This window comes from Kitasatospora sp. YST-16, assembly GCF_026802215.1.
Lineage (GTDB): Bacteria > Actinomycetota > Actinomycetes > Streptomycetales > Streptomycetaceae > Kitasatospora > Kitasatospora cineracea.
The window spans coordinates 7,090,734-7,109,699 of record NZ_CP113837.1; the positions used below are offsets into that span (position 1 = coordinate 7,090,734).

14 protein-coding genes are annotated in these 18,966 nt (G+C 73.2%); 5 read left to right on the top strand and 9 right to left on the bottom strand.

Annotated elements, in window-relative coordinates:
* From mmsA to OU787_RS31950, 4 genes are all read right to left on the bottom strand, one after another.
* Positions 1-1,548: a multiple monosaccharide ABC transporter ATP-binding protein gene (mmsA, locus tag OU787_RS31935; protein ID WP_268661442.1), complete on the bottom strand. Its 1,548-nt coding sequence runs from the start codon at positions 1,546-1,548 to the stop codon at positions 1-3.
* A 41-nt stretch (positions 1,549-1,589) separates the two neighbouring features.
* Positions 1,590-2,693 (bottom strand): multiple monosaccharide ABC transporter substrate-binding protein, encoded by a 1,104-nt coding sequence (chvE, locus tag OU787_RS31940; RefSeq protein ID WP_268661443.1) that lies wholly within the window; start codon positions 2,691-2,693, stop codon positions 1,590-1,592.
* A gap of 399 nt (positions 2,694-3,092) precedes the next feature.
* On the bottom strand, positions 3,093-4,676 hold the full coding sequence (locus OU787_RS31945; protein ID WP_268661444.1) for a carbohydrate-binding protein: 1,584 nt from the start codon (positions 4,674-4,676) through the stop codon (positions 3,093-3,095).
* A 318-nt stretch (positions 4,677-4,994) separates the two neighbouring features.
* Positions 4,995-6,242, bottom strand: coding sequence for an alpha/beta hydrolase family protein (locus OU787_RS31950; RefSeq protein WP_268661445.1), 1,248 nt, complete (start codon positions 6,240-6,242; stop codon positions 4,995-4,997).
* A 406-nt stretch (positions 6,243-6,648) separates the two neighbouring features.
* On the opposite strand from OU787_RS31950, the gene OU787_RS31955 reads away from it, so the two are divergent.
* Together OU787_RS31955 and OU787_RS31960 are read left to right on the top strand one after the other, a co-directional pair.
* Positions 6,649-9,231 (top strand): DUF7617 domain-containing protein, encoded by a 2,583-nt coding sequence (locus OU787_RS31955; RefSeq protein ID WP_268661446.1) that lies wholly within the window; start codon positions 6,649-6,651, stop codon positions 9,229-9,231.
* A 161-nt stretch (positions 9,232-9,392) separates the two neighbouring features.
* Positions 9,393-9,785, top strand: a complete 393-nt coding sequence (locus OU787_RS31960; RefSeq protein WP_268661447.1) for a helix-turn-helix domain-containing protein — start codon at positions 9,393-9,395, stop codon at positions 9,783-9,785.
* Between the two features lie 100 nt (positions 9,786-9,885).
* Here the strand turns inward: OU787_RS31960 and OU787_RS31965 are convergent, their stop codons facing one another.
* From OU787_RS31965 to OU787_RS31985, 5 genes are all read right to left on the bottom strand, one after another.
* Positions 9,886-10,488: a ClpP family protease gene (locus OU787_RS31965; RefSeq protein WP_268661448.1), complete on the bottom strand. Its 603-nt coding sequence runs from the start codon at positions 10,486-10,488 to the stop codon at positions 9,886-9,888.
* A 1-nt stretch (position 10,489) separates the two neighbouring features.
* Entirely contained in the window at positions 10,490-11,131 is a 642-nt protein-coding gene (locus OU787_RS31970) for a ClpP family protease (protein ID WP_030913048.1), read from the bottom strand.
* A 157-nt stretch (positions 11,132-11,288) separates the two neighbouring features.
* Positions 11,289-11,459 (bottom strand): hypothetical protein, encoded by a 171-nt coding sequence (locus tag OU787_RS31975; protein WP_268661449.1) that lies wholly within the window; start codon positions 11,457-11,459, stop codon positions 11,289-11,291.
* Positions 11,423-13,102 carry an FUSC family protein gene (locus OU787_RS31980; protein WP_268661450.1) on the bottom strand — a complete coding sequence of 560 codons (1,680 nt, stop codon included), beginning with the start codon at positions 13,100-13,102 and terminating at the stop codon, positions 11,423-11,425. Before OU787_RS31980 ends, OU787_RS31975 begins: the two co-directional genes overlap by 37 nt.
* A 339-nt stretch (positions 13,103-13,441) precedes the next feature.
* Positions 13,442-15,070 carry a chitinase gene (locus OU787_RS31985; protein WP_268661451.1) on the bottom strand — a complete coding sequence of 543 codons (1,629 nt, stop codon included), beginning with the start codon at positions 15,068-15,070 and terminating at the stop codon, positions 13,442-13,444.
* A 203-nt stretch (positions 15,071-15,273) separates the two neighbouring features.
* Between OU787_RS31985 and OU787_RS31990 the strand changes: the two genes are divergently transcribed.
* From OU787_RS31990 to OU787_RS32000, 3 genes are all read left to right on the top strand, one after another.
* Positions 15,274-16,296, top strand: coding sequence for a LacI family DNA-binding transcriptional regulator (locus OU787_RS31990; protein WP_268661452.1), 1,023 nt, complete (start codon positions 15,274-15,276; stop codon positions 16,294-16,296).
* A 189-nt stretch (positions 16,297-16,485) separates the two neighbouring features.
* Positions 16,486-17,844, top strand: a complete 1,359-nt coding sequence (locus tag OU787_RS31995) for an extracellular solute-binding protein (RefSeq protein WP_268661453.1) — start codon at positions 16,486-16,488, stop codon at positions 17,842-17,844.
* A gap of 150 nt (positions 17,845-17,994) precedes the next feature.
* Positions 17,995-18,957 carry a carbohydrate ABC transporter permease gene (locus tag OU787_RS32000; protein WP_268661454.1) on the top strand — a complete coding sequence of 321 codons (963 nt, stop codon included), beginning with the start codon at positions 17,995-17,997 and terminating at the stop codon, positions 18,955-18,957.
* The last annotated feature ends 9 nt before the right edge of the window (positions 18,958-18,966 follow it).

Below are 18,966 nucleotides of genomic sequence, written 5' to 3' on the forward strand. Positions count from 1 at the left end.
TTACACCTGCTCGTTCTGGGTCGCGGCGCTCACGGTCATGAGGCGCATGAGGGATTCCTGGGTCGCGTCCGCCCGCGGCACCTCACCGGTGAGCCGGCCTTCGGCCATGGTGTAGATGCGGTCGCACAGGCCCAGCAGTTCGGGGAGTTCGGAGGAGATGACCAGCACCGCCTTGCCCTGGGCGGCGAGTTCGGCGATCACGGTGTAGATCTCCGCCTTGGCGCCGATGTCGATGCCGCGGGTCGGCTCGTCGAGGATCAGCACCTCGGGCTCGGCGAAGATCCACTTGCTGAGGACGACCTTCTGCTGGTTGCCGCCGCTGAGCTTCCCGGTCTCCGTGAACACCGAGGGGGCCTTGATGTTCATCGACTTCCGGTACCGCTCGGCGACCCGGGTCTCCTCGTGCTCGTTGATCCAGCCGCGGCGGGAGACCTTGCCGAGCGCGCCCAGCGAGATGTTGCGGCTGATGTCGTCCGCCAGGTTGAGCCCGAAGTGCTTGCGGTCCTCGGTGACGTACGCGATGCCGTGGCCGATCGCCTCGGAGACCGTGCGGGTGCGGATCTCGGTGCCGTTCATCAGGACCCGGCCGCCGGTCCACCGGCCGTAGGAGCGGCCGAAGACGCTCATCGCCAGCTCGGTGCGGCCGGCGCCCATCAGGCCGGCGATGCCGACGATCTCGCCGCGCCGCACGTGCAGCGAGACGCCGTCCACGACGTTGCGGTGGTGGTCGATCGGGTGCTGCACCGTCCAGTCCTCGACGGCCAGCGCGACCTCGCCGATCCGCGGGGTGCGCTCGGGGTAGCGGTGCTCCAGGTCGCGGCCGACCATGCCCCGGATGATCCGGTCCTCGGAGACGCCCCCGGAGCCGACGGCGATCGTCTCGATGGTGCGCCCGTCGCGCAGGATGGTGACGGAGTCGGCGACCTTGGCGATCTCGTTGAGCTTGTGCGAGATGAGGATGCAGGCGATGCCCTGGGCCTTGAGTTCCGCGATGAGGTCGAGGAGCTTGCGGCTGTCCTCGTCGTTGAGCGCGGCGGTGGGCTCGTCGAGGATGAGGAGTTCGACGTCCTTGGCGAGGGCCTTGGCGATCTCGACCAGCTGCTGCTTGCCGACGCCGAGGTCGGCGACCCGGGTCCGGGGGTGTTCGTGCAGGCCGACGCGGCGCAGCAGTTCGGCGGCGTGGGTGAGCGTCCGGTTCCAGCTGATGATGCCGCGGCGGGCGTGCTCGTTGCCGAGGAAGACGTTCTCCGCGATCGACAGGTACGGGACCAGGGCGAGTTCCTGGTGGATGATGACGATGCCGCGCCGTTCGCTGGCGCGGATGTCCTTGAACCGGCAGGGCTCGCCCTTGAAGAGGATCTCGCCCTCGTAGGAGCCGTGCGGGTGCACCCCGCTGAGCACCTTCATCAGGGTGGACTTGCCGGCGCCGTTCTCGCCGCAGATCGCGTGCACCTCGCCGGCGGCGACGGTGAGGTTGACGTCACAGAGCGCGCTGACCCCGGGGAAGGTCTTGGTGATCGCGCGCATCTCGAGGACCGGTCCGGCCATGGTGGGCTTCCGTTTCGGGTGGGGGGCGCGGGCCGGTGCGGCTACTTGACCTGGTCGGCGGTGTACTGGCCGCCGTCGATCAGCACCTTGCGGTAGTTGTCCTTGTCCACGCTCACGGGCTGGAGCAGGTAGGCCGGGACGACCTTGGCGCCGTTGTCGTACTGGGTGGTGTCGTTGGTCTCGGGCTTGCCGCCGGTGAGCAGCGCGTCGCCCATCTGGACGGCGACCTTGGCGAGTTGGCGGGTGTCCTTGTAGACGGTCTGGGTCTGCTCGCCCGCGATGATGGACTTCACCGAGGCCAGCTCGGCGTCCTGGCCGGTGACGATCGGCAGCGGCTTGCCGGCGCCGCCGTAGCCGACGCCCTTGAGGGAGGACAGGATGCCGATCGAGATGCCGTCGTACGGGGAGAGCACGGCGTCGACCCGGGCCGAGGTGTAGGACTTGCTCAGCAGGTTGTCCATCCGGGACTGCGCGAGCCCGCCGTCCCAGCGCAGGGTGGCGACCTGGTTGAACGCCGTCTGGCCGCTCTGCACGACCAGCTTCTTGCTGTCGAGGTACGGCTTGAGGACGCTCATCGCGCCGTCGAAGAAGAAGTTGGCGTTGTTGTCGTCCGGGGAGCCGGCGAACAGCTCGATGTTGAACGGGCCCTTGCCGTCCTTGAGGCCCAGCTTGTCGGCGATGTAGGTGCCCTGGAGGACGCCGACCTTGAAGTTGTCGAAGGTGGCGTAGTAGTCGACGTTCTTGGTGCCGCGGATCAGCCGGTCGTAGGAGATCACCGGGATGTGCGCGTCGGCGGCCTTCTGCAGCACGTCGGTGAGCGAGGAGCCGTCGATGGCGGCGACCACCAGCAGCTTGGCGCCCTTGGTGATCATGTTCTCGACCTGCGAGACCTGGTTCTCGACCACGTTGTCGCCGTACTGCAGGTCGGTCTTGTAGCCCTTGGCCTGGAACTCCTTGACCATGTTGTCGCCGTCGTTGATCCAGCGCTCGGAGGACTTGGTCGGCATGGCGATGCCGACCAGCCCGCCCTTGCCGCCGCCGCCGTCCTTGGCCGCGCCGTCCCCGACGCCGTTCGCGCTCTGGCCGCAGGCGGCGAGGGGCAGCAGCAGCGCCGCCGTGGCCAGGGTCGTCGCAAGCTTCCGCACAGGTCCTCCAAGGGTGCGCCGGGGTGGGCCGGCGAGGGGGGTGGGGCGAGGGGGTGGGGCAGGTGGTGGTGCGCCGGACGACGGGGGCCCGGGCCCGGTCCCGCGTCCGGGTCCGCGCGCGGGCACGGCGGGGCGGACGACGGCCCGGTGACGGGCGGTCGGACCGGCCGCGGGGGTGCCGTCGTTCGACGTCACCCGAGTGTTAGCGCTAACAGTGCCGACGTCAAGGGTTCATGACATTTTCCCGGCGCCGCCCGTCCGGACCCCCGTCCGACGCCCCGTCCGGCGGCACGCCTGGCGAACTGCCGGACGGCCGGGAGCCCCCGGCGTCCGCCTGGCGGGGCGGGCGGCCGGGGGCTCCCGGGTGGGGCGGGGTGCGCCGGACGGGGTGCGGGCGGGTCAGAGGGTGACGGGGGTGCCGCCGATGGTGACGGCCAGGTGGCCGTCGGCGGCGAAGGACCAGGCGAGGGCGCCCGCGTAGGGGGCGCAGCGGGAGCCGTTGGTGCCGGTCCAGAACTGGTTGGTGGAGTCGGCGTCGCCGACGGTCTTGTCGTTGGAGCCGCTGATCGCGAAGCGGCAGGAGGTGTTGTTGCGGAACACCGAAGTACCGGCGTCCCACGAGTAGTTGCGCTCGGCGTTGTCGATGCTGAGGTTGCCGGAGACCGCCATGGTGCCCGGGTTGCTGTTCCAGGTGAAGCCGTGGTGGCCGTTGCGGTAGGCGATGCTGCGGCGGACGGTGTGGTCGACCGCGATGTCGTCGCCGCCGAGCTTGTAGCCGTTGCGGTCGCCGTTGGCGTTGACGGTGCCGTCGGAGAGCGTGCCGTTGCCGTAGGAGAGCGAGTCCTCGACGGTGACGGGGCCGATCGGGCCGGTGGCGGTCTTGGTGTACAGGTCCCAGCCGTCGTCGATGTTGTTGTGCGAGACGGCGTAGCGGAAGACGTTGCCGGGGCCGACGGTGAGCTTGGCGGCGAAGCCGTCCGCGTCCTCGCCGTCGGAGTCGGCGTTGTCGTGGGACTCGGCGCTGAGGATCAGGTTGTCGGACGGCCACTGGGCGGCGGGGGTGGTGGAGGAGATCCGGCCGAGCTGCAGGCCGGAGTCGCGGTTGTACCGGGTGACGGTCCGTTCGACGACGTTGTGGCTGCCGCCGACGTAGATGCCGTTGTCCCCGGCGTGCTGGACGGTGAGGCCGTACACGTGCCAGTAGTCGGCGTCGAGGACCAGGCCGCGGTTGGCCGGGTCCTCGGTCATCGCGGAGAAGTCCAGGACCGGGGTCTCGCCGGGGTAGGCGGACAGCGTGGTGCGGGCGGCGGTGGTGCCGTTGCTGCCCGCCGGGACGGTGACGGTGGTGCCGTAGGCGTAGGTGCCGCCGCGCAGGTAGATGGTGCCGCCGGGGGTGATCCGGGCGATCGCCGAGGCGAGCGTGGTGGGCGCGGACTGGGTGCCGGCCGCGCCCGCGGTGCCGTTCGGGGCGACGTAGAGGGCGCCCGAGGCGGGCGGGGGCGTGGTGGAGGAGGCGGTGGTCTCGGCGTCCAGGTAGTCCAGGTTGGGCAGGCCGGCGGCGGTGGTCGGGGTGAGCCGGATCGTGTTGCTGCCCGAACGGACCGGCACGGTCACGGACTTGGTGGTCCAGCCGGTCCAGCTGCCGGTGCCCTCGAAGGAGAGCGTGCCGGTGGTGGTGCCGTTGACGGCCAGGTCGGCGGGCCGGGCGGCGGTGGTGCCGTTGGTGAACCGGAACCGCAGGGTCGCGGTGCCCGCGGCGGTGGCGTTCACGGTGAACTGGGCGTACGCGCCGGTGGCGTTGGTGCCGTTGCAGAAGCCGGAGCCGGAGAAGCCGGTCCAGTCGGAGTCGACGGTGCCGGTGCAGACCGCGGGGGAGGTCTCCGCCTCGTAGCGGGTGGACGCGGCTCGGGCGGGCCCGGTGGACAGCACGGCCAGGGTGCCGGCCAGCAGGGCCGCGGACGCGAGGGCTGCTCTCTTGCGCATGCGTTCGTCTCCAGGTGGGTGGGGTCACGGATGTGAACGTGGTGCGGGTGCGGCGCCGCCCCAGGGACAGTAGGAGCCTGTTCTGGGCGCGTCAATAGACGTGTACGTGACCGAAGTTCATGGATGTAAACGCTAGGGCTTCCGGCAGGTCGGGGCGGCGGCCCGCCGGAAAACTCCGCGGAACGGGTCCGCGGAACTTTCAGGACGGGCCGCCGGGTCGGACGGGCCTGCGGAGTTCTCCGGGTGGGCCGCCGCCCTGCCGCCCCGCCGGGCCGCCGGGCCGAACGGGGCGGGAGCGGCGGGATGCTCCTACGGCTGTCAGGCGTGGAAGCCGACCTCCGGGGCGGTCGGGTCGGGCCCGTCGAGGAGCGGCTGCGGGACGCCCTTCAGTTGGAGGTCGAAGAAGGCGGCCACGTACCGGCGGGTGAGCTCGACGCCGCGCTCGGCGCGGATCGTGGTGCCGGGCTGGGCGGGCAGGCCGAACGCCTCGGCGAACAGCGGGTTGTCGGTGAAACTGGCGTGGTCGGTGCCGGCCACGGTGAGCCAGCGCTTCCAGCCGTCGAGCCGGGCCCAGGCGTCCGTCCAGGTGGCGTCCTCGGGGCCGGGGAGGGGGTGGCCGACCAGCAGGAAGGGCTTGCCGTGGAGGCCGCTGTCGGGGACCGGGAAGTCCAGGGTGCCGTCCAGGTCGACCCCGGCCCGGATCCGGGCGTCGGAGAGCAGCGCCGGAACGGTCGCGGCGCCGCCCGCGGAGTGCCCGGCGACGCCGATCCGGCGCGGGTCGACCATCCGGGAGTAGGCCCAGTCGGGGTGGTCGCGGGCGGTCAGCCGGTCGATGACGAAGGAGATGTCGGTGGCCCGGCTCGCGTCCAGGGCGGCCCACTGCTCCGGGGTCCGCAGGGTGTGGCACACCGTGCAGGGCAGGGTGCGGCCATCGGGGAAGGTGGTGCCGGTGTTCTCGTAGGTGTGGTCGACCAGGGCGACCACGTAGCCCCGGCTGGAGAGGTCCTCGGCCAGGCTGGTCAAGGTGGTGCGGGGCAGCGTGAAGCCCGGGGAGAGCACCACCAGCGGGAAGCGCCCCGGGTGCGGGACGGCGTCGGTCCGCGACCAGGTGCGGGCGCCGGTGACGGCCTCGACCGGGATGACGCCGGCCGCGCCCCGGTCGGCGAGCAGCAGGCGGGCGGCCTCGGCGGTCATGTACGGGGCCGGGCCGCCGGTGCCCGGGCGGGCCGGGTAGTACACCGAGACCATCAGCCGGCGCGGCCCGGCCGAGGGCACCCACGGGTCGGGGCGGTCCTGGTCGACCAGGGACAGGATCTGCCGGCCGACCGCGAACGGGCCGGTGGGGCGCGGCAGTTCGACCCGGACCTGGGCGTCGGCGGTGTTGGCGGAGCCGGTGTCGGAGGCGGCGGTGGTGGCGGAGCCGGTGGAGTCGGCGGCGGACCCGGTGGTGGCGGTGGCCGTCAGGGAGAGCGGGGCGGCCGGGGCCGGGGCGGCGGCGAGGAGGGAGAGCGGCAGGGCGAGCAGCACGGCGGCTGTCGCGGCGGTGCGGCGGAGGATTCGGGTCATGGTCGGAACATAGGCCGTGGGCAAGGGAGTTGGCGTCACGTCAGAGGCGTAGGGGGTTCCACCGAGCGGACGGCGGGCCGCGGGCGGCGGCCCCTAGGGGAGCCGGGCCGGGGCGTGCGGGTCGGGGTCCGATGGGGAGCGGGGCTCTGGTTCGGGGCGGGGATCGGTGGGGGCGGGGCTCTGGTTCGGGGCGGGGATCGGTGGGGGTTCGGGTTCGGGCGGGTTTTCGGGGTGGGGGCCGGTGTTCGGTTTTCCGGGCGGTCGCGGTGGGGGCGAGCAGTCATATCCGGTCATGATGCGACCAATACGAAAAGCGGGCGCGGAGCGGGTCCGCGCCCGCCCTACCCTGGCGGCGGCGCGATCTGACGGTCCGTCAGGTCGGCTGCTGAGCCGAGGTGGAGAAGAAGTGCTGAACAGCCAGCGTCCGCCCCATCGGAAACCGAACCCGAACCCCGAACCGGCCCCCGGGCCGACCCGTCCGCTGCGCGCCGCCCTGGCCGCGGCGCTCACCACCGCCCTGCTGCTGCTCGGACCGGGCGGCCTCGTCCCCGCGAGCGGCCGGGCCGCCGCCGACACCGCCACCGCCGCCGACACCGGCTCGGGCTCCGCGCTGGTGAAGAGCGTGCAGAACGCCACCCACCCCGGGGCCGCCACCGCCGAGCACGGCGACACCCTCAACTGGACCGTGCAGTACGACAACCGGACCCCCGGCGACGCGGCCGCCCCGGCCACCGTCACCGACCCGATCGCCGGGGCCGGGGCGGGCCAGAGCTACCTGCCCGGATCGCTGCAGGTCCCGCCCGGCTGGACGCCGTCCTGGTCCACCGACGGCACCACCTTCGGGCCCACCGACACCGGCGCGGCCACCGTCGCCGTCCGGGCCGAGAACCCGGTCGCCCGGGCCGGCGGCACCGAGGTCTCCCCGCTGCTGCTGGCTCCCGTCCAGCCCACCGCGCAGGCCACCGGCGGCGACGGCTACACCCCCGTCCTGTACCGCACTCCGGGCGGCGAGGTGCAGGCCTGGAGCATCTACCACCACGCCTCGCCCGCCGCCGCCAAGGTGGTGTGCAGCAGCCTCACCACCGGCCAGCCCTGTACCGGCGGCCCCTGGCCGCGCCCGCTGAACACCACCGCCGGACCGCTCGGCACCGGCAACACCGGCGACCTCGGCAGCCCGCTGACCAGCAAGTACGTGATCGACCCGCAGCAGTCCAACCTGCTCTACTACCCCGCCAACACCGCCACCGGCGTCGGCATCGGCTGCCTCGACCTGGCCGCCCACGCCAACTGCGGCTTCACCGCGCTCGCCAACAACGGCACCTCCCCCAGCAGCGCCAACAACCTGGCCGGCCTGGCCAAGGTCGGCGACAACCTGTACGCCGTCGCCAGCACCGGCCAGGTGCTGTGCATGGCCCTGCCCGGCCGCACCCCCTGCGCCGGACAGCCCTACGCCCCGGTCGTCGCCGCCAACCACGACCTGCCCGGCACCCCCGGCGCCCTCTACCAGGGCGGCCTGACCGCCATCGACGACAAGGTGTTCGCCTCCTCCGCCCCGCAGGGCAGCGGCTCCACCACCCCCGGAGCGCCCGCCCTCGGCTGCTTCGACACCACCACCAACACCACCTGCGCCGGCTGGAGCACCCCGCACCCCGCCGGGCCCGGCTCCGCGTACTACACCTACGATGCCTTCACCGCCTACGACACCGCCGGGCACCCCAACGGCGTCTGCACCAGCACCGTCGGCGGCGCCAACGTCCTCACCACCTGCTACGCCGTCGACGGCACGCCGCTCACCGCACCCGGCATCCTCGGCACCCTCAACGGCTCCACCCTCACCTTCGACCCCGAGACCGTCGTCACCGACACCACCACCCGCAGCTACTTCCCGGCCTGGGGCGGCAGCGGCGGCAGCGGCGTCACCCTCTGCTACGACTGGCGGACCGCCGCCCCCTGCGCCGGCTTCCCGCTGCCCGCCACCCACCCCAGCGCCAACGGCGGCACCACCCGCGACTACGGCTACAGCTACGACAGCACCACCCGCTGCCTGATCGGACTCGGCGACGCCGGCGTGCTGTTCTCGATGGACCCGACCACCGCCGCCAGCCCCTGCATGCACAGCGGCGCCACCGTCACCCTCAAGCCCGCCTCCTTCTACTGCGACGGCGGCAGCGGCCACGTCCAGGCCTACACCCGGGCCCGGCTCACCGACCTCGACCTCACCCACCTCGACCTGGCCGCCTCCCGGGTCCTGGTCACCGACCCCGACGGCACGCCCGTCACCACCCCCGGCCTCGCCCCCGACGGCACCGTCGACCTCTCCGGCGTCGACCCCGCCGCGCACCCCGCGCTCACCGTCACCGCGCAACTCGTGCTCACCACCACCGGGGACTTCACCGCCACCAACCACCCCATGCTGGTCGTCGAGTACCGGGGCGACGCGCCGCAGATCTGCTTCCGCACCACGGTCGCCGCGAGCTGCACCACCACCTCGGTCAGCAACACCGCCACCGGCACCGACACCACCGGCACGTTCACCTCCAACACCGTCACCGCCCCCGTCGCGCCCGGCACCGGCTGCCAGCCGAAGGTCAGCGTCGAGAAGGAGATCTGCGGCTCCCTCAACTCGCACGACTGCGCCCCCGGCGGACCCGGACCCTGGGCCAAGACCAGCCCCGTCGGACTGCTCGGACTGCTCGGCACCGCGCACTGGCGGATCACCGTCACCAACGCGGGCCCGGTCGACGCCGCCACCGTCACCGTCAACGACCCCAGCACGCCCGCCTGCCGCACCGCCGCCGGGACGTTCGCGCTGGCCGCCGGGAGCAGCCGCCAGGTCTACTGCGACTCGCTGCTGCTGGCCCTGCCGGTGAAGAACACCGCGTCCGCCAGCTTCGTCGCGGCGAACGCGCCCGCCGGGACCGTCCCGACCACCACGGCGCCGTCCGCGGCGGTCGCCTGCTCGCTGCTGTGCCTGCTGGCCGTGCCGTAGCACCGGCCGACACCCCTGGAACGGAAGGAGGCTGACGAACCGGTCGGCCGTCGGGCGGGGGGCCCGGCGGCCGACCGACCGGGGAGCCGGTGGGAGGGGGTTCTGCTGAGGGCAGAGCGGCGCGGGCCCTCCGGGCGGGGTGCGGTGCCTAGGCTTGGGGGATGACAACTCGTGCGCCGGACACCCAGACCGCCCGCGTCGTTCCGCTGCGCCCGCAGCAGGCCCCGCCGCCCGGGCCGGAGCCCAGGGAGCCGCTGCTGCGGGACGTGGTGGGCGGGGTGCTGCGGCGCGAACGCCTCACCCAGGGACGGACGTTGAAGGACGTCGCGGAGGCCGCCCGGATCTCGGTGCCCTACCTGTCGGAGCTGGAACGCGGCCGCAAGGAAGCCTCCTCGGAGGTGCTCGCCGCCGCCGCTCGGGCGCTCGGGCTGGGCCTCGGGGACGTGCTCTCGCTGGTGCAGCGGGAACTGGTCGCGGTGCACAGCACGGCCGGCCGCGGCCGGACCGCGACCGCGACCGCGGGCCGCTACGGCGGGCTCTGCCTGGCGGCCTGAGCGCCGGACACCCGTACCCGCCACACCCGTACCCGCCGGTGCGCGCCCGCCCCTTCGGACCGAAGGGGGCGGGCGCGCACCGGCACGGGGGACGAGGGGCTCAGGGGGTGGGGACGCGGCTGTTCAGGACCCGGTCGGCGAGGCCGTAGGCGACGGCCTCCTCGGCGCTGAACACCTTCTCGCGGTCCAGGTCGGCGCGCAGCGCGGCCACCGGGTGGCCGGTGTGCCGGGAGAGCACCTCCTCGACCTGGGAACGGATCCGGAGCACCTCCTTGGCGGCCAGGCTGAGGTCGGAGACGGTGCCGCGCTGCCCGCCGCTGGCGGGCTGGCTGAGCAGCACCCGGGCGTGCCGCAGCACCGAACGCCGCCCCGGGTCGCCGCCGGCCAGCAGGACCGCCGCGGTGGAGGCGGCCTGGCCGACGCAGAAGGTGGCGATCGGGCACTGCACGAACGACATCGCGTCGTAGATCGCCATCAGCGAAGTGAACGACCCGCCGGGCGAGTTGAGGTAGACGGCGATCTCCTGCTCGGGGGCCGCCGCCTCCAGGTGCAGCAGCTGGGCGATCACCACGTTGGCCACGCCGTCGTCGATCTCGGTGCCGAGGAAGACGATCCGCTCGTTCAGCAGCCGGCTGAACACGTCGTAGGAGCGCTCGCCCTGGGCGGTCCGCTCGATCACGTAGGGAATCGGGTAGGAGGCCATGTCACAGCCCCGCCCGTCGACGGGACGCGGCCGTGCCGATGTCGGCCAGCGACTCCAGCACCTGGTCCACCATCCCGTACTCGCGGGCCTGCTCGGCGGTGAACCAGCGGTCCCGGTCGCCGTCCCGGGCGATGGTCTCCGGGCTCTGCCCGGTGTGCTCGGCGGTGATCCGCTCGATGGCCTGCTTGGTGTACTCCAGGTTCTCCGCCTGGATGGCGATGTCCGACGCGGTGCCGCCGATGCCCGCCGACGGCTGGTGCATCATGATCCGCGCGTTCGGCAGCGCGAACCGCTTGCCCGGCGCGCCCACCGTCAGCAGGAACTGCCCCATGCTGGCCGCGAACCCCATCGCCAGGGTGGAGACGTCGTTCGGGATCAGCCGCATGGTGTCGTAGATCGCCAGCCCGGCCGTGACCGAACCGCCCGGGCTGTTGATGTACAGGCTGATGTCGGCCCGCGGGTCCTCGGCCGAGAGCAGCAGCAGCTGCGCGCACACCCGGTTCGCCGACACGTCGTCGACCTGGGTGCCGAGCAGGACGATCCGCCGGGCCAGCAGCAGCGCCGCCAGGTGGTCGTCGAACGGGTTGGGCGGGGTGTCGCCGTCCTCCGCCCGGGGGCGGAGGACGCTGAGCGGTGGAGTCATCGGATCTCCCGGTGGGTGGTGACGGAGGGTCGGTGACTCCACTGTCGGCTCCCGGCGGCCCCCGGTGAAGGGTTCTCTGCCCGCCGCAGATTCGCTGCGGGCAGAGGGGGAAGGGGCGGGGCGGTGCGGTGCGGTGCGGTGCGGTGCGGTGCGGGGCTCAGGGGCGGGTCGCCAGCCGGTGCAGGTCGGTGGCGAGCCGGTGCAGGTGGTGGCGGGTGGCGTCGAAGTGGCGGTGGTCGGCGGGGACGGCCGGGGCGAGCGCGGTGTCCACCGTCCGCTCCACCTCGTCGATCAGCGCGGCCCAGCGCGCGGTCGCCCCCTGCCCCACGGCGGCTCCCGCCGGACCCGCTCGAACTCGGCCCGGGCCGCCGCGAGTTGCAGGTGCGGGGCGATGGCGGCGGAGACGGCGGCGCCCGGCCGGTACGGGGCCGGGGCCGAGGTCCGGGGGTGGCGCGGGGTCAGCGTGAGGGCGGCCTGCTCGACGGCGCCGGCCAGGCGGCGGGCCACCACCGGGTGCCGGTGGCGCGGGCCGAACAGCTCACCGGCCAGCACCGCGGCCAGGCAGCCGATCGCGCAGGACGCCAGGTTCGGCAGCAGCAGCGGCAGGCCCGGATCGCCCGCGAGCTGAGTGGCCATCAGCACCACCGTGGCCAGCGCCGCCGCCTGGTACAGGTAGCCGGTGCCGGACAGCGCCGGGACCAGCCCCGCCGCCAGCGCCAGCACCGCCAGCAGCACCAGCAGCGCCCCGTCCGGCCCGGCGCAGGCCGGCGCCAGCGCCAGCGCCAGCCCGCTGCCCAGCAGTCCCAGCGCGGTGCCGCAGAACCGTTCCAGCGCACGCCCGGTGACCGGACCGACCTCCGGACGGCAGACGAAGGTCACGTTCAGCACGGCCCAGTACGGGTGCCGCAGGTCCCAGTGCGCGGCCGCCGCCCCCGCCAGCAGCAGCGCCGCCCCCACCCGCAGACCGCCCAGCCAGGACCGCGGATCCGCCAGCACCGCCCGGACCACCGCCCGCCGCCGGCCCGGGGACAGACCGGCTCGTAGACCGGCTCGCAGACCGGCTCGCAGACCGGCCGACCCGGTGGGCCCCGGGCCCGGCGTCACCGCCGCGCGGGCCGCCCGGACCAGTCGGGCGTCCAGCGGGCCGTGCCCCGGCGGCCACGCCCCGCCCGCGCCCGCCCGCCCCGCCGCCCGCCCCGCCGCCCGCCCCGCCGCCACCCGTCTGGCCTCGGCCCGCAGCCGGCCGACCAGCGCCGGATCGGCCACCAGTCCCCGGGCCCCCGCCGAGGACGCCGTCTCGGCCAGCGCCAGCAGGCCCGGCAGGTGCCGGGCCAGCAGCACGCTGCCCCCCACCGAACCGGTGTGCCGGGCCCGCTCCAGCACGTCGTGCAGCGCCCGCCGCCGCGCCGTCCCGGCCGGGCCCGCCGCGTCCGGCGCCAGCACCGCCGCACACCCCGTCAGGCACTGTGCCAGCAGCGCCCGTTCGGCCCGGCCCCGGAAGAACGGCCGCCCGGCCAGCGCCAGCCCGACCACCGACAGCCCGCCCAGCAGCATCAGCGCCGGCGGCCACCAGAGCGGCCCCGGCAGCGGCAGGTCCATCGCCACCTCGGCGTCCATCAGCAGGATCATCGCGCCCAGTGACCCCTCCACCCCCAGCGCGGCCAGCACCCCCGCCACCACCCCCAGCGCGGGCAGCACGCCCGGCGCGAACCACCGCCCCTCCGCCGCCAGCATGGCGAAGGCCCCCGCCGCGCCCAGCAGTTGGGGCAGCAGCATGGTGATCGCCCGGTGCCGGTAGGTGGCCGCCACATCGGTCAGCACCGCCGACAACGCGCCCATCGCCACCATCACCCCCTCCGCGGGCCGCCCCACCCCCAGCCCGACCCCGGCCGGGGCGGTCACCGCCAGCGCCGACCGCCACACCGCCGGGGAGACGGCGGGCCGCCCCTTGGGCGCACAGGTCTGCCGCACCCACCGCAGGGTCCGGCCCGACTCCCGCCGGAGCCGGGCCCGCCCGGAGCGGGACGGGGCCGCGGTCGGTTCCGGTTCCGGAGCCGGGGTCAGGGCCGGGTCCGGGGTCGGCTTCGGATGCCGGGCCCGGGGCAGCGGAAAGTCGGACCGGAGCGTGCGGTGACGCCCGTGTCGAAGTGTTGACATGCGGCACATGCAAGGCGACACCCCGCCCCCGCCGACCCGGCGCCACCGCCGCTCTGCGCCGCCTGGAGTCGGGATTTCGCTTGCCCGGGGGAGACCGCGTGACCTCCCGGTGTCCCCCGGACGGAGTGCGTAACCCCCGTCGGCCCCGGTGGCTCAGTAGTGGGCGCCGAGGTCCTTCCAGGCGCCCCACTCACCGGTGGTCCCGGGCTGCTCGCCCTGCGTCCACCACTTGGCCTGCCAGTTGTGGCCCGTCCACGAGACGGTGTCGCCGTTGGTGTAGACCCGCGCGGGGTTCCAGGCGGCGGCGGCGCAGGGCGGCGGGGGGACGGGGCTCACCACGGTGAGGGTGTAGGTGATGTCGGCCCGGAACGAGTTGCCCCGCCCGGTCACCGTCAGCTTGTAGGTGCCGGGGACGGTCGCGGACGTGGTCGTCAGCGACAGGGTGGCGGCCGAGTCGCTCTGGTTGCCCGGATAGCTGGTGAAGACCACGGCGGGGTCGACCGAGGCGGTGACCCCCGCCGGGGTGCCGCTGACCCCGACCGTCACGTACTCCACCTGGGCGTGGTTGACCGCCGCGCTCACCGTGGTGGTCACCGAGGAGCCGGCGACCACGCTGCCCGCGTCCTGGCTCAGGTGCATGAGGAAGCTGGGCCCCTCGTCGGTGATCGAGGGGAAGGGGGACGAGGGCGACGAGGGCGACGGGGAGTGGTAGACGGGCGGGGGGTCGGTGAACGGCTGGAAGGCCCTGCTGAACTGCCAGGCGCTCTGCGCGGTGCCCGAGCAGGAGTCCGACCCGGCCGTGCCCGGGCAGTCGCCGTTGTCGCGCTGCAGCGACCGGAACGACAGGGTGTTGACGCCCTTGCCCGCCGCCCAGCTCTCCACGGCGGCGGCGTCGGCGGTGCTGAACGTCTCCTCCGGGCCGTAGTGGTCGACGCCGATCATCTCGGTGATCCCGATCGAGCCCCACAGCTGCGCGTCGGTCCTGGGCGGGTACAGCTGCTGCAGCTGGTCGTGCAGGCCCTGCGCGGAGCTCCGGGTGTCGGCGGCCATGTCGTGCCGGGGGCCGTCGCGGTAGTCGAACGTCAGCAGGTTGACGACGTCGACCCGGGCGCCGTTGCACAGCGCGTTCTGCAGCACCGCCAGGCCGCCGGGGGTCAGGCCCGCGGGCGTGGCCGGCAGGGTGTACGAGAACTGGAGGGGGCGGCCGACGGACGCGGCCCAGTCCTCGGTCAGCTTGACCGCCTTGTTGCGGCGGTCGATGCCGGCCGAGTCGGTCAGCGAGTCGCCCTCGACGTCCAGGTCGATCCGGCTGACGCCGTACGACAGGACGACGTTCTGGAAGGCCATGGCGATCGCCCCGACATCGGTGCAGCTGTCGGCGATCTCGGTGCCGGCGCGGTCGGCCGCGGGCCCGCCGAAGGACAGGACGGCGTCGCCGCCGCCCGCCCGGAGGTAGCTGATGTCGTCGGTGAACCTCGGCGCCCGGTCGACCCGGAAGGCCGGGGTGCTGGTGTCGCCGTTCCAGTACGGCGTGCAGGAGCCCTTGGCGGCGGCCTGGATGGGGCCCAGCGTCACGAACTTGTTGCCGGACCGCGTGGAGAGGGTGGACAGGCTGTCGCCGGTCGTCCGGGCGTCGAAGTACGGGGCGAAGACCTGGGCGGGCAGTGGGGTGCCCGCCGCGCTGGCGGTGCCCGAGCCGGTCAGGGTGAGGCCGGCCAGGGCGGTGACGCCGAGGACTCCGGCGAGCAGGGCTCGGAATGGTCTGCGAACGGGTCCTGTCATGGACCGCGCTCCCTTCAACTGTGTGGGGAGGTAACGGACTTCGGCCTTCGAGGGGCTCTGGTCCGGACCAATAGTCGTGGTCCGGGCCGCAGGACTGTCAAGAGTCCTTACAGACCATCCGGCCGACCGGTCCGGCGACTCCCGCTTTCGTTGATTTTCATGGAGCAGTCGTTTTTTTGCAGCGCAGACAGTAGCCTTCGGACATGAAGAAGAAGCTGGACGAGGTGGCCCGGTTCGCCGGCGTGAGCACGGTGACGGTGAGCCGGGTGCTGCGCAACCGGCCGGGGGTGTCGCGGGAGACGCGCGAGGCGGTGCTGACGGCGCTGGACGTGATGGGCCTGGAGCGGCCCGCCGGCTTCCGTTCGGAGCGGGCGCCGCTGGTCGGCCTGGTCGTCCCCGACCTGCAGAATCCCGTCTTCCCGGCGTTCTGCGAGGTGCTGGCGGGGGCGCTGAGCAAGCAGGGGCTGATGCCGGTGCTGTGCACCCGCACCGCCGACGGCGTCTCGGAGGCGAACTACATCGAGATGCTGCTGCGGCAGAACGTCGCCGGCATCGTGTTCGTGGGGGCCAGCTACGCGGACGCCGGGCCCGAGCAGGGGCGGGCGCTGCGCGAGCGCGAGGTGCCGGTGGTGCTGATCAACGCGGCCGACGGGCACCGGGGTTCGTCGCTGGTCTCGGTCGACGACGAGGCCGCCGTCGAGCAGGCGCTGGCCCACCTGGAGGCGCTCGGGCACGAGCGGATCGGACTGCTGCTCGGCCCGGCCGGACACGTACCGTCCGTGCGCAAACTCGAGGCGTTCGCCCGGCACCTGCGCCGGCGCGGGCGGGAGGGGGAGCTGGGTCGGCTGGTGGCCCACGCGATGTTCTCGATGGACGGCGGAGCGGCGGCCGTGCCCAGGCTGGTGGGGGCCGGGGCGAGCGCGGTGGTGTGCGCGAGCGACGCGTTGGCGCTGGGCGCGGTGCGGCGGCTGCGGCGCGAGGGCCTGGTGGTGCCGGACGACGTCTCGGTGGTCGGGTTCGACGACTCTCCGTACATGATCGCCACCGATCCGCCGCTGACCACGGTGCGCCAGCCGACCGCCGTGATGGCCGCCGCGGCGGCAAAGGCCCTGGTCGACCAGATCGAGGGCCGCCAAGTGCCCGCCGGGGAGGTGCTGTTCGAGCCCGAGCTGATCGTGCGCGGGTCGACCGCTCCGGCACGCGCAGTGATCGCTACCGGGAAGTAGGTCACGAAACCGGGCGGCACGCAAGGATATTGCGTCAAGCTGTTGACTCTTTGCGTTCGCGATGTCAGTGTTCGGGTCATCGACGAGCGCCCGAGGCAACCAGCCGGGCCTCCTCATCCGTCAAGCCGCTTGCGCGTTCGTCCACCCCGGCGCAAGCGGTTGCAGGTCCCACGGAAGGTCCGAATCAGCATGGGCAGCAACAGAATTCGCCGTGTCTCCGCCGTGGCGCTGGCCACGGCCACCGCCCTCGCGGCCGCCGCCTGCGGCAGCAGCGGCAGCGGCTCGGGTGACACCGGCGGTGTGGTCACCATCTCGGTCAACGGCCTCCCCCCGGCCACCCAGACCGTGGACCGCAAGAACTTCGAGGACGACGTCAAGGCGTTCGAGGCGAGCCACCCGAACATCAGGATCGACGCCCACGAGGGCCTGATGGACCCGAAGACCTTCGCCGCCAAGCTCGCGGGCGGGCAGCTGGAGGACGTCTACTACGTCTACTTCACCGACCCCGCGGGCCTGATCCAGCGTCACCAGGCCGCCGACATCACCCCGTACCTGAAGGACGTCCCCGCGCTCGCCGACGTCAAGCCCGACCTGCAGCGGGTCTTCACGGGCAAGGACGGCAAGGTCTACGGCCTGCCCACCGGCAACTACTCGATGGGCCTGGTCTACAACCGCGAACTGTTCACCAGGGCCGGGCTGGACCCGGACAAGCCGCCGACCACCTGGGACGAGGTCCGCACCGCCGCGCAGAAGATCACCGCGCTCGGCGACGGCACCACCGGCTACGCCGACTTCTCCAAGAACAACCAGGGCGGCTGGCACCTGACCTCCTGGATCTACTCGCTGGGCGGCGAGGTCGCCACCCAGGACGGCACGGGCAAGTGGAAGGCCGCCGTCGACTCCGACGCGGGGCACAAGGCGCTGCAGTACCTGCACGACATGCGGTGGACCGACGACAGCATGGGCAGCCGCCAACTGCTGGAGATCCCCGACGTCCAGAAGATGATGGGCGCGGGCAAGCTCGGCATGTACCTCGCCGGCCCCGACAACATCCCCACCATCGTCAAGCAGTTCGAGCGCAAGTACGACGAGTACGGGCTGGCCGCGATGCCCGGCACCGCGACGCTCGGCGGCGGCGACGGCTTCATGTTCAACCCGAAGGACACCCCGGCGAAGATCAAGGCCGGCCTGGCCTGGGTCCGGTGGAAGTACCTGAACCCGGACCGCCAGGAGGAGACCGACAAGAAGGCGGCCGGCTCCGACATCCCGATCGGCCTGCCCCAGCCCGACCTGTTCGACGGGAAGAGCGGCGAGACGGTCAAGGCCGTGCACGCCAAGTACGCCAACGTCCCGCAGCGGAACTACCAGCCCTTCGTGGACCGCTCCGCGGAGGTGAAGGTCAAGGTCGAGCCGCCGAACGCGCAGCAGATCTACACCGTGCTGGACGGCGTGATGCAGGCCGTGCTGACCAAGCAGGACGCGAACGTCGACGAGCTGCTGAAGGACGCGCAGAAGAAGGTCGACACCATCCTCGCCACCGCGCAGTGAGCCCGGGGCGCGGCCGGCCGCACGCCCCCGCCGCGGCCGGCCGCACCCCATCCGCCCTCGGCCCGTCCGTCCTCGATCCGTCCTCTGCCCGTCATCCCGTCCGTCCTCTGCCCGTCCTCCCGGTCCCGCCCGAGCCGAAAGCCACCAGCCATGAAGGTCGACACCGTCGGCGCCCCGCGCCGCGCCCAGCGGCGGCCCGCCGCCGGCCCCGCACCGTCCCCGCCCTCCTCCCCGCGCCGGGCGGGACTGCGCCGCCGCGTCGCCGACAACCTCGTCGGGTACCTGTTCCTCGGCGCCGGCATCCTCGCCTTCGCGCTGTTCTCCTGGTACCCGATCGTCCGCGGGTTCCTGCTGAGCTTCCAGCAGGTCGACTTCGCGCAGCCCGCGACCTGGGTCGGCCTGGACAACTTCCAGCGCCTGTTCGACGACCCGCTGTTCCTCACCGCCTGGCGCAACACCCTGTGGTTCACCGCGCTGGCCCTGGTGTTCGGCTTCGCCGCGCCGTTCGTCACCGCCGTCGTCCTCAACGAGCTGCGCCACGGCCGGGCCTACCTGCGGATGACCGTCTACCTGCCGGTCATGCTGCCCCCGATCGTCACCGTCCTGCTGTGGCGCTGGTTCTACGACCCGGGCCCGGGCCTGTTCAACCACGCGCTGGGAATCCTGCACCTGCCCCCGCAGCAGTGGCTGGAGTCGGAGAACCTCTCGATGCTGTCCCTGGTCCTGGTCTCCACCTGGGCCAACATGGGCACCACCACGCTGATCTACCTCGCCGCGCTCCAGGGCGTGCCCGGCGAACTGTACGAGGCCGCGCAGCTCGACGGCGCCTCGATCCGGCAGCGGCTGTGGCACGTGACGATCCCGCAGATGCGCTTCATCCTGCTGATCACGCTGCTGCTCCAGGTCATCGGCACCATGCAGGTGTTCATCGAACCCTTCGTGCTGACCGGCGGCGGACCGAACGACGCCACCGTCACCGTCCTGTTGCTGCTCTACCGCTACGCCTTCGTCTACAACGACTTCGGCCTGGCCAGCGCGATGAGCACCGTCCTGTTCGTCGTCCTCGGCGCCTTCGCCGGCCTCTACCTGCGCCTGACCCGCTCCAAGGGCTGAGAGGAACCC

Bases quoted from the DNA above. Each gene is read 5' to 3' on its own strand.
- OU787_RS31960 (WP_268661447.1), top strand. From the start codon at position 9,393: ATGACAACTCGTGCGCCGGACACCCAGACCGCCCGCGTCGTTCCGCTG.
- OU787_RS31985 (WP_268661451.1), bottom strand. From the start codon at position 15,070: ATGACAGGACCCGTTCGCAGACCATTCCGAGCCCTGCTCGCCGGAGTC.
- mmsA (WP_268661442.1), bottom strand. From the start codon at position 1,548: ATGGCCGGACCGGTCCTCGAGATGCGCGCGATCACCAAGACCTTCCCC.
- OU787_RS32000 (WP_268661454.1), top strand. From the start codon at position 17,995: ATGAAGGTCGACACCGTCGGCGCCCCGCGCCGCGCCCAGCGGCGGCCC.
- OU787_RS31995 (WP_268661453.1), top strand. From the start codon at position 16,486: ATGGGCAGCAACAGAATTCGCCGTGTCTCCGCCGTGGCGCTGGCCACG.
- OU787_RS31945 (WP_268661444.1), bottom strand. From the start codon at position 4,676: ATGCGCAAGAGAGCAGCCCTCGCGTCCGCGGCCCTGCTGGCCGGCACC.
- OU787_RS31965 (WP_268661448.1), bottom strand. From the start codon at position 10,488: ATGGCCTCCTACCCGATTCCCTACGTGATCGAGCGGACCGCCCAGGGC.
- OU787_RS31990 (WP_268661452.1), top strand. From the start codon at position 15,274: ATGAAGAAGAAGCTGGACGAGGTGGCCCGGTTCGCCGGCGTGAGCACG.
- OU787_RS31970 (WP_030913048.1), bottom strand. From the start codon at position 11,131: ATGACTCCACCGCTCAGCGTCCTCCGCCCCCGGGCGGAGGACGGCGAC.
- OU787_RS31950 (WP_268661445.1), bottom strand. From the start codon at position 6,242: ATGACCCGAATCCTCCGCCGCACCGCCGCGACAGCCGCCGTGCTGCTC.